Origin of the sequence: Pseudomonas sp. GM50 (genome assembly GCF_000282375.1) — a bacterium.
Lineage (GTDB): Bacteria > Pseudomonadota > Gammaproteobacteria > Pseudomonadales > Pseudomonadaceae > Aquipseudomonas.
Window position 1 is genome coordinate 1 of record NZ_AKJK01000101.1, and the last position, 16697, is coordinate 16697.

Sequence of the window (16697 nt, forward strand, 5' to 3'; positions counted from 1 at the left end):
AAGCCTCGCTCCTACGGGGGATTTGTGGTGTTGATGCATTTAATGTGGGAGCGAGCCTGCTCGCGATGGCGGTGTGTCAGTCAACATGGGTGTTGGTGTCATTCTGAAAGCCGGGTTGTCCGGGTTGTAACCCCGCTCGGCAATCGCTTTTCTCAGTTTGCTCTCCAATGCGCCGTCGCTTTGATCCTTCAACGCGGTTTCAATCAGCGTGGCGCGCGAGATGCCATGACTGCTCGAGTCATTCTTCATCGTCTCGGCATAGTAAAGCCCCTTGGCCAACGGCTGCATGCCCGCCGGTGCATGGTCGATCAAGGCATCCCGGGAAAGCATGGCCTGGAGCTTGCGCCCCAGTGCCTGGGTCGTTGCGTAGTCAGCCTTGATATGGAGAACGGCAGAGTCCGGCCGGGCTCCCATTTCGCTGGGGCCGGCTATCTTGGCAGCGACAATAGCGTTCTCACTCTTGACCAGTGTCGCGATGACTTGCGCCAATTCACCCGAAAAGCGCGGTTCGATATTGACGGTCAGGCGCCCCGTACTCAGCTCGTGGGAAGTCCGTCCTTTCGGCTCGAACCGGTAGAAATCCATGCCCGGGTCGGGATGCCCCTCGATGAGCCTGTCGAGGGTGACGACTCTTCTGTATTCGGCCGGCATCTCATCGAACGATTGCGGCGTTATATCGACACCTTGCTCGCGGTCGAGTCTTACCAGCTCATTCAAGACGGCCTTTTGTTCTGCAGGCTCGAGGCGCTGAACCTTGGGGTTGTCATCCAGATAAAGGGTGTAAATGTCTTCCGTGGTTATGGGCTGTTTGAGGTGTTCAGCCTTTTTGGCCCATTCATGCAAGCTGGCAAAGGCCTCTTTGCCGTCGGGCACGCCCTGGTCTTTTACTTCGGTCACCGGGCTGCTGCTCTGGCCTTTTTCGAGGATGAGCGGGTTGAGCTGGAAACGTCCCCCCGGGAAAGGTTCTTGCCGTGGATTTGTCGGGGGATTAGCGGCTTTCTCGTTCAGTGTCCGGGCGATATGCGAATCCTCGCTCTGCCCATTTAGGAGGGCGTAGACGCTTTTAAAGAAGGTCCACTGTGTGGCTTGATCGTCCGGGCGTTCGACCTGAAATTGGCCATCCGCCGCACTACTGATCCGATAGGTATTGCCGCCGACCTCGATCTGGCCATGGGCCTTGAGCGCCGGGATATCGACGGGCGCGTTTATCAGTGCCTCGACACTGGGGAAGCGAAATTGCAGAGGATTCATGGCGCAGAGGCGTCCTTGTTCAGCGGGTGGATGGTTGCCTGAAAGCCGGGTTGTCCGGGTTATAGCCTTTCGCGGCAAGCGCGGTTTTCAGCTTTTTCTCCAGGGAGCCGCTGCTGTGATCGCTCAGCACGGTCGCAATGATGTCTGCTCGTGACAGGCCATGACTGCTCGAGTCACCCTTGACTGTTTCGGCATAGGCCAGACCTTTGCCCGCCGACTGCATGCCCGCGGGGGTATGGTCGATGAAGGCCTGCGCGGGCAACATGCTCTGTAGTTTGCGGCCCAACGCCTGGGTCTCTGCGTAATCGCTGCGCACATAGAGAATGGCCGAATCGGTTCGTTGGCCAAATATTTCCGGCCCGGCTATTTTGCCGCTGAGGACATTGCCCTCGTTCTTGATCAGCGTCGTCATGGCCTTTGCCAATTCGCCGGCATAGCGCGGCTCGACACCGATGGTCAGCCGTCCCGTATCGTCTTCCTCTGTGCGACGAGAGTGTTCAGGCACGATCCGGTAGAAGTCCTTGCCTGCACCAGGATGCTCGGCCATGTAGACGCCGAGTAGGCGGTCTTCCTTGTTCATGCCGTCCAGCCCTTGGGGCCACAGATCGATACCCACCGTGCGTTCGAGCTTTTTAAACCCCTCCATGTAGGCTTTCTGCGCGTCGGGCGCCATGAGCCTGGACTTGGGTGTTTCCTGCTTGAACAGCTGGTAGATGGTTTCCTGCATGGGCTGTTTGAGCTTTTGCGCTTTTTTCGTCCAGGCGAGCAGGCTGGCGAAGGCCTTCTTGCCGTCGGGGATCTCGCCTTCTTTTGCCGTAACGGCGGTCGCCGAGGAACTGCTCTGGCCTTGCTCCAGGTTGATCTGTTGCAGATTGAGGCGTCCACCCAGTTGGCGCGTAAGCTGCGGCCGTGCAGAGGCTGCGGCGGCTTTCTCGTTGAGCGTCTGGGCGATCCGCGTGCTCTGGCTCTGTCCGCCGAGAAGATGGCTGGCACTCTTGAAGAACTTGTCCACGGCGGCCTGTTTGTCCGGGCGTTGCACACTGAGTTGCCCATCCGCCGCGGCGCGGATTTCATAATGCTTGCCATTGACCTCGATCCGGCCGTGGGCCTTGAGCGCCCGCACGTCGACAGTCGAGTCTTTCAGCGCTTCGACACTGGTAAAGTGTGATTGCACGGGATTCATATACGCGCCTCACGCCAACCCTTGATCCAGTCGATCAGCGTCGCGATTTCGCGCATCAACACCGCTACGCTGGCTTTTTCCCGGGCGATGCTTTGATAGGCAAAATACAAACCGCTGCCAGCATCCCAACCGAGTCCGGGACCGGCACTGACGAGGGGATTGAGCGCACCACCCAACAAGCGCTGCAGCGGCAGGTCTTTTGGCGTCTCGAGCAAACCGATCAGCAGCAGGCGCTGGTGAGGGTCATTGCACGCCAGCTTCAGCGGATAGGTGTCATCGATGATCAGATCGCACATCCCTCGGGCATCGAACGCCAAGGGCTGCATCTCGAGGGCGGTGGAAAGATCTTTGAGCAAGGTTTTGTAGAAGAGGCCACTCATGGCTTAACCCGTAAATGATGGACATAGGGGCTAAGTGGTGTGGCGGGTGCTGGCGGTTCCGTTATTGCGACAAATAGCTCTGTTGTATACGCGCCAGGGTGCCGTCATCGCGAAGCGTTTCAACCGCCTTGCGCAAGTCTTGCACCAGTTGCTCGGAGCAAAGCCTGGAGCAAGCCAGATAGAGCTCCGCGCGGCTCATGACGGGGCTCATGAACAGCTTGCGTTCAGACATCTTCGGCCAGATGTATTGACTCTCGGGCACACCGTTGAACCAGGCATCAAGGCGACCTTTCAAGAGCATCTGCGCGGGATTGTCGCCAATGGTCAGCGGGTAGATCTGCTCGTCGCTGAAGCCTTGTGCACGCAGGATTTCCTCCTGCGCACTGCCCAGGCCGACGCCGATCACCCGGTAGGTTTTTTTCGCTTGCGCAAAGCTGCTCACTGGCCGGTCGAGGCTGAAAAAGGCTCGCTCCATGGGCATGATCGACGCGATCCAGGTGAAGCGATCCTCGCGTTCTGGCGTACGTGACAAGGGGGCTATCAGGAGATCCTGCTTCTCGCTGACGTACTTCTGCGATCTGGCCCAGGGAAGCCCATGGACATGAGCGACATAACCCGCGTTGGCAATGGCCGTCAGGACGGCTTCTCCGACCATTCCGTGGCCTTTGGAACCATCGACAAACGTCAGTGGCGGAGCGTCCGGGATATACAACTCAAGCGGCAAGGAGGCGCCCTGCGCGTTAAAGGTGATCAGCAGCGATACCCACAGACAAAGCCTGCAAAGCGCTTTTGTATTGGCTATTGATACCCATGAGCTCTCGCTCATGGTTGATAGTTCAGGCATTGAACGTAAAAGGGCGCCACAAGTCACCAGTGGTGTTGATCACAGGGATGATGAGTCTGCCGACCGTCGTTTGTTATTGAATCCGGTATCGGCCCGGCATTCTACGCAGACTTGAGGTCAGGACACATCCTCCCAGGGTGACAGGGGCGCTTGTTGCTCTTTATTCAAGCCTCTATTTGCGCGATCAGCGCGCACAAATACGCTGCGCCCCTGTCACCGATTGCATTACGCAATGTCCTCTCGGTTACCGTGACAGCGTTATGGCTGGCCGCCCGGCAGAATCGATAAACCAGATCAACCACTTGTTGCCGGTCCGGCGCCTGCCGTGTGTCGGCATCACAATGGGCAAGCAGCAGGTGGCGTAGCGTCAAGGTCCGGATGGCCAGTGTGGCCGCCCACTCGGTAAGGCTCGCCCCATAATCAAGCCCGGCACTGGTACTGGAAATGAACGGGAATCCCGTGCGGGTCATTTCGGCGGCAATGAAACGCTTCAGGATCGGGTCGAGCGTGCCATGAATCTTTTCCCGGTAAAGGTCTCGATAGGCAGGCTTCAGCATCCATTGAGCCTGTTCCGGCGTTTCACCGGGCTCGATGAGCGAGGCGCCGAGGATTTGTTGACGCAATGCCGGCGGCACACCGGATGCGTTCAGAATGTTCATCAGCACGATCAGCAACGGGTCCGCAATGATCGGCTCGCTGCTGGCTATTGGCGGTTCATACCCTGCCGCCTGAAAGGGGAGCTCTTCGGCCCAACAGGCATAGGGCAACGCGTTCAGCCTGGCGGCGATCCAGTGCAGGCGCAGCAATACCTGCCCGGTGGACAGTTCCGTCGACAGCGCTATCTGCAGAAGAAAGTCGACCACTGAACGCCAGTGGGACGCGTCGATGCCAGCAAACGCCAGGTTGCTTGCCCCGTAAAGGTGGAAGTCGTCTTGCCGGCTTTCCTCGATACGGTACGGGTCGTCGCCAAACAGCCCCAGGCGGGCGATTTCCGGGCAGCTCATGGTCGCCGATTTCACCAGCGAACCATTGATCCGGCGATACATGCGCGGGTAGTTGGCACAGGTATCCGTGAGTACTTGTTCGCCCTGTTGCGCGTGTATCTGGCAACGTCCGCCCTGAAGCGCTCCACACTGACCGCCAGCCCGGCTCATTTGATAGCCCGAATCGTCTTTGACGATCAGGTTCAAGAGCTCAGGGTAGGTTCGGCTATACAAATCCTGACTGCGATCACTGACCGCGATACGCCAGTCGCCCTTGCAGCAGTTGTCTTCGCAGCGTTCGGCCAAGCACGCGAATTGCTGCACATACCTGAAAGCCCTGGTGGACTGAATTCCCATGAACAATCTCCAGCGTTCGTTTCAGACTGAGTGGACGTTGTGCTGGAGTTGTTCCATGGCCGCAGCGCAAATAGCGAGGGAACTTCTGATTGCCTTGATCGCGTTGCAATGGAACTGAATCGCTTCGGGCAGCCACTGAATTAAAACCGCTGGCTTGCAGGAGATCGTTCGGTTTTTGTTTTTCGCCAACGACGGAATTCTTATTTTAATAAAATAATGCGCATGGAGATCAACATGGGACTGAAGCTGAACGTTGGGCAGAAACTGGGGTTGGGCTTTACCTTTGTATTGATACTGACGCTTGCTTCCATACTGCTGGCCATGAGTCGCGTGCATGAAATCAAGGACACATTGACGCGAATCAATGACGTCAACAATGTGAAAACCCGCTATGCCATCAACTTCCGGGGAAGTGTGCATGATCGGGCGATTGTTTTGCGTGACATCCTGCTGATAAACAACATTCAGGATGTCTATCCTGAACTTGAAAAAATAAAACAACTCGCGGCGAACTACGCTGAAGCGGCCATCGCCCTGGACAAGATTTTTGCGTCGCGCACCGATATTACCGACGAAGAACAGCGAGCGCTTTCAGCGATTAAAGAGGTTGAGGTCAATACCTTGCCGTTGATTGAAAAGGTCATCCATTTACGCATGAGCGAACAAGCGCCACGCGCGGTAGAGGTCTTGCTTGCCGAAGCCCGGCCTGCTTTTGTGGAGTGGTTGCGCGTGGTCAACCAAATGATCAACCTCGAAGAAAGGATGAACCAGAAGGCTGCGGCGCAAGCTCGCGATGTCGCGACAAGCTTTGACGCACTGATGTGGGCGCTGGCACTCGGAGTGATTCTGCTCAGTGCAGTGATGGCATGGCTGCTGACGCGCAGCATCACGCAACCACTGCGCCAGGCTTCAAAGCTGGCTCAGGATATTGCTTCCGGTAATTTGTCCGGGGTGGTCAATATCAAGGGGACAGATGAGCTGGCAGGGTTGCTCAATGCGCTGGTCGGTATGCAGTCGAGTCTGAGTGGCACGATCAGGCTCATCTCGGACACGGCAGACAAAGTAGCCGTCTCCGCAGAACAGATGCAGGTGGCTACCGAGAAAAATACGCAGCACATGCACAAGCAGAGTGACGAAGTGATCCAGGCTGCAACCGCCGTCAATCAAATGAGTACGGTCGTCGATGATGTGGCACGCAATGCCGCGTCGACTTCAGATTCATCAGTCATCGCCAATCGTTCTTCCCGGCAAGGGCGGGACCAGGTGCTTGCCACGGTCGGTGCGATTCAGAACATGGCCGATGAATTGGGCCATACCTCGGTGTTGGTCCTGGGGCTGGCCGATAAAAGCCGGGAAGTCGGCCGGGTGCTGGATGTGATCCGTAACATCGCCGATCAAACCAATCTGTTGGCACTCAATGCCGCCATCGAGGCCGCCCGTGCCGGCGAAAGTGGTCGCGGTTTCGCCGTTGTGGCGGACGAGGTAAGGGCGCTGGCGCACAGAACTCAAGCATCGACGGTTGAGATTGAAGCGATGATTTCCAGTATTCAAACATGCGTCGATGGTGCCACACACTCCATGAGTCAATGCACGAGCAGAGCGGAAAGCACGCTCGAAGTCGCCAATTCTGCGGGCAGCGCCCTTGACGAAATTGCCGCTGCGGTCGAGCTGATCACTGAACGTAATCTGCTCATTGCCGGTGCCGCCGAGCAACAGGCCCAAGTGGCTCGGGAGGTCGATCATAATCTGGTCAACATTCGTCAACTCTCGATGCAATCCGCTGAAGATGCAGGTCGCTCCAGCGTGGCCAGTGGTGAACTGTCCAGGCTGGCTCAGGGCTTGCGGGAGATGGTGCTGAAGTTTTCGTTATGAAAGAAAACTTCAGCGATAGAACACGCCCAGGCTGATATCAACGACCCAGGTGCCGTAGGAGGAAGGCGCTGATCTGGTCCAGTGCCCGGCGGGCTTCTTCGAGTTGATCGCTCATGGTCTGGAAGACATGAATCATTCCCGGCCAGACGTCCAGGTGGACCGCCACTTCGGCGCTGGCCAGGCGGCTGGCGAGCCGGGTTGAATCGTCCAGCAGGCATTCCCGACTGCCCACCTGGATCAGCACTGGCGGTAAACCCTGAAGGTCACCGTACAGGGGGGAGGCCAGCGGATTCAGTGGCTCGGCGCCCTGCAAATAGGTGTCGGCCATAAGGGTCTTGCCAGCAAGCGGGCCGAGCAATGGATCTCGAGCCTTCTGCAAATTCCAGGACTCTCCTGTCTGAGCCATGTCCACCCAGGGCGACATCACTACCGCAGCCGCGGGCAGCGGCAAACCAGCGGCCTTGGCAGCCAACATCAGAGCCATGCACAGACCGCCGCCGGCACTGTCTCCGGCCAGCACCAGATGCTCGGCGTTCACACCGTTTTCGAGGAGTGCACGGTAGACATCCAGAGCGTCGTCTACGGCGGCCGGGAAAGGGTGTTCCGGGGCCAGGCGGTAATCGATGCACAGGGTACGAATCCGGCTGCGGGCTGCCAATTGGCTGGTGAGCGGGCGATAGGCCTGGGCACTGCCGAACGAGTAGCCTCCGCCATGCAGATACAACAACACGAAGTCAGGCCGGGCATCCGTGGGAATAGCCCAAAGCCCGCTGACGCTGGCCAGGTTGGCGGCCTCAAAGGTCACGCCTTCGCCACAGGAAGCGCTGCCGAAGAGTCGTTCGGCCTGTTGACGTTGTTGGTCGATCGTCAGCGAGCCGAGGGGCGGCAGTTGGCTGAGTTGTTCGATGAGGCCGTCGATATTGTTGTGGGCCATGTGGTTTCCTGATCGTTGTACCGCGATGGATGGGGTCTTCCGCCAAACAAGTTAACTTTCAACATAGTTAATGTTAATAACTATATTGGCAAGATAATTTCGTTTCATCCCCAGGTCGGCCTGCATCAGGCCGATGCTTGTCGGTACTTCTTCAATCGGTACGCAAACTGCGCACGACTCAACCCCAGCAACCGCGCGGCGGCCGCCAGGTTGCCTTCGCTCTTTTGCAGTGCTTCGTCGATCAGGCGCGACTCCAGTCCTTCAATGGAGAAGCCGTGTTCCAGACGAGCCAGGGTTTCCAGCAAGGCCGGCCGAGGCTGTGTGCTGGCGGGGCAGGGGTCAGTGGCTGCGAGGCTGCCATTGCCGTCCAGAGAGTACGCCTCCTGCGGCATGGGTTCGTTGCGAAACAGGTGGACCAGATCGATGGCTTGACCGTCTTCGCTGGCGATCAGGCCGCGCTCGACCAGGTTCTGCAATTCCCGCACGTTGCCGGGAAAGTCATAGCGCAACAGCACCTTGAGCGCGCGCATGGTCAGCCCGGCGGGCTTGCGCGCATAGGCCTGACAGAAGCGTCGCAGGAACGCGTTGACCAGCAACGGGATGTCATCACGACGTTCGCGCAGTGGCGGCAACGTGATGGGGTAGACGTTCAGGCGATAGAACAGGTCCTCGCGAAAGTCTCCGGCCGCCACGGCTTTGCGCAAGTCGACGTTGGTTGCCGCCACCACCCGGACATCGACCTTGATCGGCTGGCTGCCACCGATGCGCTCGATCTCACGCTCTTGCAATGCACGCAGCAGCTTGCCCTGCCCGGGCAGGCTGAGACTGGCGATTTCATCGAGAAACAGCGTGCCGCCGTGAGCCCGTTCGAAGCGTCCTGGGCGCGAATGGGTCGCGCCGGTATAGGCGCCGCGCTCGACACCGAACAGTTCGGCCTCGATCAGATTGTCCGGGATCGCGGCGCAGTTGAGGGCCACGAAAGGTGCTTGATGGCGTGGGCTGAACTGATGCAACTGACGGGCGAACAATTCCTTGCCGACCCCGGACTCGCCGCTGAACAGCACCGTGGCCGGCGTCGGCGCAACGCGCTGCAAGGCGAGGGTCGCGGCGTTGAAGGCGGCGCTGGCGCCAATGGGTTTTGGCCCGCCGGGTAGTTCGCTGTCGTCATCCTGGGGCGTGGGCGCCGGGGCTGGACGCTGCTTGGGGGCGACGCTGGATGGCGTGGCGGTGAGGTAACTCAGGTCCTGTTCGACATCGCCCCATTGCTCGGCAGTCTTGCCGATCACCCGGCAGCTCTCATGGCCCATGCCGCGGCACTCGGTCTCACGGAAGATCACCAGGCGGCCGAACAGCCCGCTGACGTAACCGATGGCATAGCCCAGTTCGGTCCAGCACACCGGATCCTGGCCGATCCCGTAGGCGGCGATATGTTCGTCGGCCTCACAGGAGTGGTGCCAGAGGAACTCACCTTCGTAGAAGCCTGAGTCGGCGTCGAATTTGAAGTGCAGGGGTTCGACCTTGGTCATGCCTTCAAGCGTGTGCAGGCGCGTGCCGGCGGAGAAAACCGCCGCAGCATCGGCGTCTGGCCAGCGCTCGCGGATCAATCGCGCATCGCGAGCGCCGGACAAATACCCGGTGCGGGTAAACAGACCGCGGGTCTGTTCCAGTCCCTGGCGCTCGATAATCTCGCGCCGCAGTGCGCCGAAGGATGAACTGTGCAATAGCAGCATGCGCTGGTCGTTGAGCCAGATGCGCCCGTCGACAGGGGAAAAGAACAGGCATTCGGTCAACTCGGCCAGGGTCGGTGAGTTGCCCTCGGCCAGTTGCGTACTGTCTCCCCGGGGCGAGAAATGTTCCTCCTGCACCGCGAGATGAGGAAGCAGCGAATGGGGATTATTCATTGTTATATGCCCCTGAGCGAGTCGACTGATCGAAATGATCAATTAGCAAAACAGTTATTAAACATAACTTTATCATTTGGACAAGTGGCCGGGTGTCGGCCGAGGGCCGAACGCTTTGCTCTATTCGTCGATGCTCCTCTCAAGCCCTCAGGCCAGAGCCTTCGCTACCTAAAACGCAGCGCAACGCTGGAAGTCGGCACAGCCCTTGCTCTAGTGCTTCAAGACGCAGACGACCTTCATCGCTTTAGCAAGGCCGCGTCAGGCAATTACAAACACAAGAGCCGGGAGACCGAAATGTCGGTAAGTGAACCATCTGATTTTCTGCGGGACGAGCTGTGGTGCGAACGCATCTTCAATGGCGACTGGATACGTCCATTGGGCGGCGTCAATAGAGTCATCGAGCCGGCCACCGGAGAGGTACTGACCGTCACAGGATTGGCCGATGCGGCGGACATCGCGTTTGCCAGCCTGATCGCTGCCCGTGTTCAACCGGCCTGGGCGGCATTGGGGCCACGGGAACGCGCAGAGATCTTTCGCAACGCCGCAGCCTTGGCCCAGCAACACTTTGCCGAATTGGCGCTGTACATCGCTCGAGAAAGCGGCGGCAGCCTGTTCAAGGGTGAGCATGAGGTTCGTGAGGCGATCGTGTTGCTGCATCAGGCTGCCGGCCTGCTGTCGCAACCCCATGGGTTGGTCCTCCCAAGCGAAGCGGGGCGTTTGTCCTATGCGCGCCGGTTGCCCCATGGCGTGGTCGGGGTGATCTCGCCGTTCAACTTTCCCCTAGTGCTCTCCCTGCGCTCGGTGGCACCGGCGCTGGCGGCCGGCAACGCGGTGGTGCTCAAGCCCGATCCGCAAACCCCGGTGAGTGGCGGTTTCATCATTGCCCGGTTGTTCGAGGCGGCCGGTCTGCCCAAGGGACTGCTGCAGGTTTTGCCGGGCGCAGCCGTGGCCGGTGAGGCCCTGTGCCGCGACCCGCATGTTCGGATGATCGCGTTCACTGGTTCTACCGCCGCCGGGCGCAAGGTCGCGGAGCTGGCTGGGCGTCATCTGAAAAAAGTCGCCCTGGAGTTGGGCGGGAAGAACTCGTTGATTGTGCTCGAAGATGCCGATCTTGAGTTGGCGGCGAGCAATGCCGCCTGGGGTGCCTGGCTGCATCAGGGGCAAATCTGCATGGCCACTGGACGCATCCTGGCCCATGAATCGATCGCGCAAGAACTGGTCCGCCGGCTGGCAGAGAAAGCCCGGGCGATCACGGTCGGCAATGCCGCTCGCGGCGAGGCGGTGCTGGGGCCTTTGATCAACAAACGACAGCTGCAACGCGTGCATGAAATCGTCACGGAGAGTGTGACTGCCGGGGCAACGCTGGAAGCCGGCGGCGAGTTTGAACGGCTGTTCTACCAACCTACGGTGCTTTCCGGTGTGCGCCCGGGCATGCGCGCATTCGACGAGGAAATCTTCGGCCCGGTGGCCACGGTGGTGAGTTTTGCCAGCGACGATGAGGCCATCGACCTGGCCAACCGCACCGAGTATGGCTTGTCCGCGGGGATCATTTCGCCTTCGGTCGGGCACGCGATGGCGATTGGCGAGCAGCTTAATTGCGGTCTGCTGCACATCAACGATCAGACGGTGGCCGACGAGTGCATCAACCCGTTCGGTGGGCGCGGCAGCTCGGGAAATGGCGGCAGCGTTGGCGGCCCGGCCGACTGGGACGAATACACCCAATGGCAGTGGGTGACGGTCAAGGATAAGGCGCCACGCTACCCGTTCTGACGGACAGGACCAGACCGACGAGGTCGGGCGAGTACACAAAAATAATAAGAGGACTCAACATGAAACTCGACAACAAGATGGTGCTGGTGACCGGGGTCTCTTCGGGTATCGGCGCCGCCACTGCAAGCCTGCTGCGCGCCCACGGCGCCCACGTGATTGGTATCGATCTGAAGGCCCCGCACATGACCCTGGACGGTTTTGTTCAGGGCGATCTGAGCAGTGCCGAGAACATCGACCGGCTGTTGCCGCAGCTACCGGCACGGGTCGACAGCCTGTGCAATATCGCCGGGGTGCCGGGCACCGCAAACCCGCAACTGCTGGCGAAGGTCAACTACCTGGGGTTGCGTCACCTTAGCCAGGCATTGCTGCCGCGCATCACCGCTGGCGGCAGCATCGTCAATATCGCCTCGATCCTCGGCGCCGAGTGGCCGTTACGCCTGGAGTTGCACAAGGCGCTTGCGCGCATCGAAGGTTTCGCCGCCGCGCAAGCCTGGCTGGCCGAGCACCCGGTACCGGATGAGACCTGCTACCAGTATTTCAAGGAAGCCTTGATCGTCTGGAACTACCTGCAGGCCCAGCCCTGGTTTCTCGAACATTCAGTGCGCATGAACAGCGTGGCGCCGGGCCCGGTCTTCACCCCCATCCTCGGCGACTTCGTGAGCATGCTCGGTGAAGCACGAACCCAGGCCGATGCCCATCGCATGAAGCGCCCCGGTTATGCCGATGAGGTGGCGGCGGTGATCGCTTTCCTGTGTGCCGACGAGTCGCGCTGGATCAACGGCGTCAACCTGGCGGTCGATGGCGGATTGGCCTCCACCTACATCTGAAACCCCGTGGCGAGGGGGCTCGCCCCCGTTCGGCTGCGAAGCAGTCGCAAACCGGTACACGGGGTCTGCTTGAGAGAACTCGTTGCCTGAATTCAGGGCCGCTGCGCACCCCAGCGGGGGCAAGCCCCCTCGCCACAAATGCAAAGCCATGCCAAAAATAAAAATAATGAGGAGCGTCCATGGACAACGTTAAACGTTGCTTTCGTTTCAAGCATTGCGCCCTGTTTCTGGCGTTATGCAGCACAGGCGTAATGGTCGAAAGGGCCGAGGCCATGCAAATGGACCTGGGTGATTCGGACTGGAAACTGCGTTGGGACAACACCATCAAGTACAGCCAGGCCTGGCGTCTGCAAGGTCAGGACAGCCGATTGGTCAACGCACCGACCGCCAACGGCCTGTACCCCTCGATCCAGAGTCAGGGCGATAAAAACTTCAGCAGCGGCCTGGTCTCCAACCGCCTGGACCTGTTCTCTGAAATGGACCTCAGCCGGCAAAACTATGGGCTGCGTGTGAGCGGCGCGGCCTGGTACGACGATATCTACAACCAGGACACCGACAGCAGCGAGCAGCCGCATTTCCTCAGCGAAACCCGCGAACTCCACGGTCGCGACGCGGAAATTCTCGACGCCTTCGTGTTCCTGCGCGGTGACCTCGGTGACGACTCCCAGGGCGTGGTGCGTCTGGGCCGGCACAGCCTGATCTACGGTGAAAGCCTGTTCTACGGTGGCAACGGCATCGCCAATGCCCAGGGCCCGACCGATGTGGTCAAGTTGCTCAGTGTGCCGGGGACCCAGTTCAAGGAGATCCTGCGTCCGGTCAACCAGATCTCCGGGCAGTTGCAGATCAACCCGCAGTTGTCGGTGGGCGCTTACTACCAGTTCGAGTGGGAACGTTCCAATCTGCCCGGCGCCGGCAGCTACTTGAGCGATGTCGATGCCATCGGATATGGCAGCGGTTCGCTGCGCGAAGTGTTCGGCAACGACACGGTGAATGGCGGCGATGTGAAGCCACGAAATTCGGGGCAGGGCGGCATGCAGATTCGCTTCAAACCGACCGGGACCGAACTGGAGCTGGGTTTCTACGCCGCGCAGTATCACGACAAAACCCCGATCGGCCTGTATGCCTACCTCGACGGTGCGGCCGCGGCGGCCACCGGGCTGCCGATCCTGGGTTCTTATCGTCAGGTCTACGCCGAAGATATCAAGACTGCCGGCGTCAGCTTCTCCACTGCCTATGGGCCGTTCAACTTTGCCGGTGAAACCTCCGTGCGCTGGAATGCGCCGCTGGTGAGCAACCTGCAAGTGGTGACCCCAGGCATGGAGGCCGATGGCGGCGATGACTCACTGTTTGCCCGAGGCAAAACCGCTCACGCCAACCTCTCGGCGATTTACCTGTTATCGCCTGGTGCTTTCTGGGATGGCGGTTCGGCACTGGCCGAACTGGCCTGGAACCGAACCCTGAGCGTCACCGAGAACGCCGCGGCGCTGGACTCCAACACCACCCGTGATGCCACGGCGCTAAGGGTATTGGTGGAGCCTGCGTACTTCCAGATTGTCGACGGGATCGACCTGACCGTGCCGATCGGCATGGGTGTGGTGCTCGACGGGCGTTCTTCGGCCGTCAACAAGTCGGGCTTCGGCAATACCCATGCTGGCGACTGGAGTGTCGGGCTCAAGGCCACGTATCTGCAGCGCTGGGATGTCGGCCTCAACTACGTGAACTTCTTCGGTGCGCCAAAAGCCGGGCTGCGCGAGGACGGCAATTTCAGTTACGGGCAATCACTGGCCGACCGTGACTTCGTTTCGCTCTACGTGAAAACCTCATTCTAATAAGGTGGATTCGCCATGCAGAACAACGCTTTCCTGAACACTTGCGTCCTTACCCTGGCCCTGGCCGGAATCAGCCTGGCGCAGGCAGCGGTGTCGCCTGAACAGGCTGCACGCTTGAAGTCTGAACTGACGCCCCTTGGCGGTGAGCGCGCCGGCAACGCCGATGGCAGCATCCCGGCCTGGGACGGCGGTTACACCAAGGTCGCGCCGGGCTACAAACCGGGTGACAAACGTGCCGATCCATTCGCCGGCGAGAAACCGCTGTACTCGATCAAGGCCTCGAACATGGAGCAGTACGCCAGCGGATTGGCCGAAGGCACCAAGCTCCTGCTGAAGAAATACCCGGACTATCGCCTGGACGTATACCCGACCCATCGCTCGGCAGCGGCCCCGCAATGGGTGTATGACAACACCGGCAAGAATGCCACCCGTGCCACACTGGATGTGGACACCGAGAAAGTCAGCAGCGCCTATGGCGGTATCCCGTTCCCGATCCCGGACAACGGCGCGCAAGTGCTGTGGAACTACCGGTTGTCCTGGCAGGGCGGCGAGACCATCAGCGCACCTTTTGATACCTGGCTGATGACCGCCGGTGGCAAGAAGGTCCAGGCCACCCGAGCCCTGTTCAGCTATCAGTTTCCCTACTACTCGGAAAGCGGCAGCCTGGAAAATTTTGCCGGCAAGTACCAGATTGGCAAGCTGCTGACCGAACTGCCGTCATCCAAGGCCGGCGAAGGCCTGATGACCCATTGGGACATGGACCCGGCCAACCGTGCAGCCTGGCAGTATCTGGTCGGCCAGCGCCGGGTACGGCGAGCGCCGAACATCGCCTACGACACCCCGGACTTCGTCACCTCCGGCGTCGGTCTGTTTGACGAAGCGTTCATGCTGTTCGGGCCTACCGACCGCTACGATCTCAAGCTTGCGGGCAAGAAAGAACTGATCGTCCCTTACAACAATAATCGCGCCGGCCTGGCCAAGAGCGACGACCTGGTCAAGCAGAACTTCCTCAATCCTGATCTGGTGCGCTGGGAGAAGCATCGGGTCTGGGTGGTCGAGGCCACGCTCAAATCCGGCAAGCGCCATGTGGTGCCGCATCGGACCTACTACGTCGACGAGGACTCCTGGCAGATCCTGATGGTCGACGGGTATGACGCCCAGGGCAAACTGGGCCGGCAGATGTATTCGCTGACGCTGTTGGCACCGGACCTGCCGGCGCTCACTGCGCAAGTCATGTGGGGCAGCTACAACCTCGATACGGGCGCCTACTTCCTTAACTCTTCGAGCAACGATCTGGCGGTCCAGTACCAGACGATCGCAAAACCTTCGGCTTCCTTTTACACACCGGATGCCATGGCCAACGAAAACATGCGTTGAACCATGGAGCGCCGTGACGAGCGAAAAACTCGTCGCGGTCGCTGGCGATTTTCCAGGCGGGATAAAGACATGAACGTTGAAAAAATCTTTGCGAGTTTCGGTCTGCGATGGAGTGCCGGCGCGCTGGCGTTGTGTCTGTTGGCGAGCACGTCCATGGTTGCGCAGGCCGCGACGTTTGCTGTGCTACAGCAGCCGGCACTGCCGACCGCCAAGGCGGCACGTGCGGTATTGCTTGGGTTGGCCCGGGCCGGCGAGCGTCTGGTGGCGGTCGGCGAGCGCGGCATCGTGTTGCTCTCGGATGACTCTGGAATGAGTTGGCGCCAGGCCCGTGTGCCGGTCAGCGTCAGCCTGACCGCGGTGCAATTCGTCGACGCGGAGCAGGGCTGGGCGGTCGGTCATCTGGGGGTGGTGTTGCACACCGAGGACGGTGGCGAAACCTGGCACAAGCAACTCGACGGTGAGCGTGCCGCCGCGCTGGCGGTGCAGGCCGCGGAGCGCGATGCCGATCAGCCGGGCGGCGCCAGTAACCTTGCGCAGGCACGGCAGATGCTGGATGACGGGCCGGATAAACCGTTTCTCGACCTGTACTTCAGTGACCGGCTGCATGGCTACATCGTGGGTGCCTATAACCAGATCTATCGGACCGACGACGGCGGACGAAACTGGCGACCGTGGATGCAGCATGTGGACAATCCGCAGGGCCTGAACCTGTATGCGATCCGTGCTTCGGGTAACGATCTGCTTCTGGTCGGAGAGCGCGGTCTGTTGTTGCGTTCGACCGATGCCGGGCATTCGTTCAAGGCCCTGAAATCACCTTATGAAGGCAGCTTTTTCGGTCTTCTCGGTACCCGCGACGGAGCGTTGATTGCCTATGGATTGCGCGGCAACGCCTGGTGGTCCGAGGACCGTGGCAGCAGTTGGCGACGACTCGACACCGGCATCGAATCAACGCTGGCGACCGCCATCGAACTGCGTGACGGCAGCCTGCTGTTGGCCAGCCAGAGCGGCGAACTGTTGTTCAGCCATGACCAGGGTCGCAGTTTCGACAAACGCCGGAGCCGCAGCGGCGGGACGGTCGCTGCCGTGCAACAGACAGCCGACGGCAGTCTGGCCAGCGTCGGTTTGAGTGGCGTGGCCACTGATCAGGATCCGCGGGCCTCCGCCAAACCTTGAAACTTCACGGTGTAGC

13 protein-coding genes and 1 pseudogene are annotated in these 16697 nt (G+C 60.0%); 7 read left to right on the plus strand and 7 right to left on the minus strand.

Going from position 1 to position 16697, the window contains the following annotated elements; genetic code table 11:
• Positions 1-39: 39 nt before the first annotated feature.
• From PMI30_RS06570 to fliB, 5 genes are all read right to left on the minus strand, one after another.
• Positions 40-1251 (minus strand): T3SS effector HopA1 family protein, encoded by a 1212-nt coding sequence (locus PMI30_RS06570; RefSeq protein ID WP_008012957.1) that lies wholly within the window; start codon positions 1249-1251, stop codon positions 40-42.
• Positions 1252-1270: 19 nt separating this feature from the next.
• Positions 1271-2434 carry a T3SS effector HopA1 family protein gene (locus tag PMI30_RS06565; RefSeq protein ID WP_008012958.1) on the minus strand — a complete coding sequence of 388 codons (1164 nt, stop codon included), beginning with the start codon at positions 2432-2434 and terminating at the stop codon, positions 1271-1273.
• Complete coding sequence (locus tag PMI30_RS06560; protein ID WP_007895837.1) at positions 2431-2814, minus strand: CesT family type III secretion system chaperone; 384 nt, start codon at positions 2812-2814, stop codon at positions 2431-2433. Before PMI30_RS06560 ends, PMI30_RS06565 begins: the two co-directional genes overlap by 4 nt.
• A 61-nt stretch (positions 2815-2875) precedes the next feature.
• A complete protein-coding gene (locus tag PMI30_RS06555; RefSeq protein WP_008012959.1) occupies positions 2876-3640 on the minus strand; it encodes a substrate-binding periplasmic protein in 765 nt (254 codons plus the stop codon).
• Positions 3641-3822: 182 nt separating this feature from the next.
• Positions 3823-4998 carry a flagellin lysine-N-methylase gene (gene fliB, locus PMI30_RS06550; protein ID WP_008012960.1) on the minus strand — a complete coding sequence of 392 codons (1176 nt, stop codon included), beginning with the start codon at positions 4996-4998 and terminating at the stop codon, positions 3823-3825.
• A 234-nt stretch (positions 4999-5232) separates the two neighbouring features.
• On the opposite strand from fliB, the pseudogene PMI30_RS32210 reads away from it, so the two are divergent.
• Both PMI30_RS32210 and PMI30_RS32215 read left to right on the plus strand, forming a co-directional pair.
• A pseudogene (locus PMI30_RS32210) lies at positions 5233-6012 on the plus strand (MCP four helix bundle domain-containing protein); the annotation flags it as partial.
• A gap of 102 nt (positions 6013-6114) precedes the next feature.
• Positions 6115-6870, plus strand: a complete 756-nt coding sequence (locus PMI30_RS32215; RefSeq protein ID WP_443216312.1) for a methyl-accepting chemotaxis protein — start codon at positions 6115-6117, stop codon at positions 6868-6870.
• A 37-nt stretch (positions 6871-6907) separates the two neighbouring features.
• Here the strand turns inward: PMI30_RS32215 and PMI30_RS06540 are convergent, their stop codons facing one another.
• Both PMI30_RS06540 and PMI30_RS06535 read right to left on the minus strand, forming a co-directional pair.
• Complete coding sequence (locus PMI30_RS06540) at positions 6908-7804, minus strand: alpha/beta hydrolase (RefSeq protein ID WP_008012962.1); 897 nt, start codon at positions 7802-7804, stop codon at positions 6908-6910.
• 125 nt (positions 7805-7929) lie between these two features.
• Positions 7930-9705 (minus strand): sigma-54-dependent Fis family transcriptional regulator, encoded by a 1776-nt coding sequence (locus PMI30_RS06535; RefSeq protein WP_008012963.1) that lies wholly within the window; start codon positions 9703-9705, stop codon positions 7930-7932.
• Positions 9706-9999: 294 nt separating this feature from the next.
• Between PMI30_RS06535 and PMI30_RS06530 the strand changes: the two genes are divergently transcribed.
• The 5 genes from PMI30_RS06530 (at position 10000) to PMI30_RS06510 (ending at position 16681) form a co-directional block, all read left to right on the plus strand.
• Positions 10000-11475 (plus strand): benzaldehyde dehydrogenase, encoded by a 1476-nt coding sequence (locus PMI30_RS06530; protein ID WP_008012964.1) that lies wholly within the window; start codon positions 10000-10002, stop codon positions 11473-11475.
• 59 nt (positions 11476-11534) lie between these two features.
• Positions 11535-12302 carry a coniferyl-alcohol dehydrogenase gene (locus tag PMI30_RS06525; protein WP_008012965.1) on the plus strand — a complete coding sequence of 256 codons (768 nt, stop codon included), beginning with the start codon at positions 11535-11537 and terminating at the stop codon, positions 12300-12302.
• A gap of 179 nt (positions 12303-12481) precedes the next feature.
• A complete protein-coding gene (locus PMI30_RS06520) occupies positions 12482-14131 on the plus strand; it encodes a DUF1302 domain-containing protein (protein WP_008012966.1) in 1650 nt (549 codons plus the stop codon).
• A gap of 15 nt (positions 14132-14146) precedes the next feature.
• On the plus strand, positions 14147-15508 hold the full coding sequence (locus PMI30_RS06515; RefSeq protein ID WP_008012967.1) for a DUF1329 domain-containing protein: 1362 nt from the start codon (positions 14147-14149) through the stop codon (positions 15506-15508).
• A gap of 69 nt (positions 15509-15577) precedes the next feature.
• Positions 15578-16681: a WD40/YVTN/BNR-like repeat-containing protein gene (locus tag PMI30_RS06510; RefSeq protein WP_008012968.1), complete on the plus strand. Its 1104-nt coding sequence runs from the start codon at positions 15578-15580 to the stop codon at positions 16679-16681.
• Positions 16682-16697 lie beyond the last annotated feature (16 nt).

Coding starts and splice junctions, on each gene's coding strand:
- PMI30_RS06570 (WP_008012957.1), bottom strand. CDS start 1,251: ATGAATCCTCTGCAATTTCGCTTCCCCAGTGTCGAGGCACTGATAAAC.
- PMI30_RS06565 (WP_008012958.1), bottom strand. CDS start 2,434: ATGAATCCCGTGCAATCACACTTTACCAGTGTCGAAGCGCTGAAAGAC.
- PMI30_RS06560 (WP_007895837.1), bottom strand. CDS start 2,814: ATGAGTGGCCTCTTCTACAAAACCTTGCTCAAAGATCTTTCCACCGCC.
- PMI30_RS06555 (WP_008012959.1), bottom strand. CDS start 3,640: ATGAGCGAGAGCTCATGGGTATCAATAGCCAATACAAAAGCGCTTTGC.
- fliB (WP_008012960.1), bottom strand. CDS start 4,998: ATGGGAATTCAGTCCACCAGGGCTTTCAGGTATGTGCAGCAATTCGCG.
- PMI30_RS32215 (WP_443216312.1), top strand. CDS start 6,115: ATGCACAAGCAGAGTGACGAAGTGATCCAGGCTGCAACCGCCGTCAAT.
- PMI30_RS06540 (WP_008012962.1), bottom strand. CDS start 7,804: ATGGCCCACAACAATATCGACGGCCTCATCGAACAACTCAGCCAACTG.
- PMI30_RS06535 (WP_008012963.1), bottom strand. CDS start 9,705: ATGAATAATCCCCATTCGCTGCTTCCTCATCTCGCGGTGCAGGAGGAA.
- PMI30_RS06530 (WP_008012964.1), top strand. CDS start 10,000: ATGTCGGTAAGTGAACCATCTGATTTTCTGCGGGACGAGCTGTGGTGC.
- PMI30_RS06525 (WP_008012965.1), top strand. CDS start 11,535: ATGAAACTCGACAACAAGATGGTGCTGGTGACCGGGGTCTCTTCGGGT.
- PMI30_RS06520 (WP_008012966.1), top strand. CDS start 12,482: ATGGACAACGTTAAACGTTGCTTTCGTTTCAAGCATTGCGCCCTGTTT.
- PMI30_RS06515 (WP_008012967.1), top strand. CDS start 14,147: ATGCAGAACAACGCTTTCCTGAACACTTGCGTCCTTACCCTGGCCCTG.
- PMI30_RS06510 (WP_008012968.1), top strand. CDS start 15,578: ATGAACGTTGAAAAAATCTTTGCGAGTTTCGGTCTGCGATGGAGTGCC.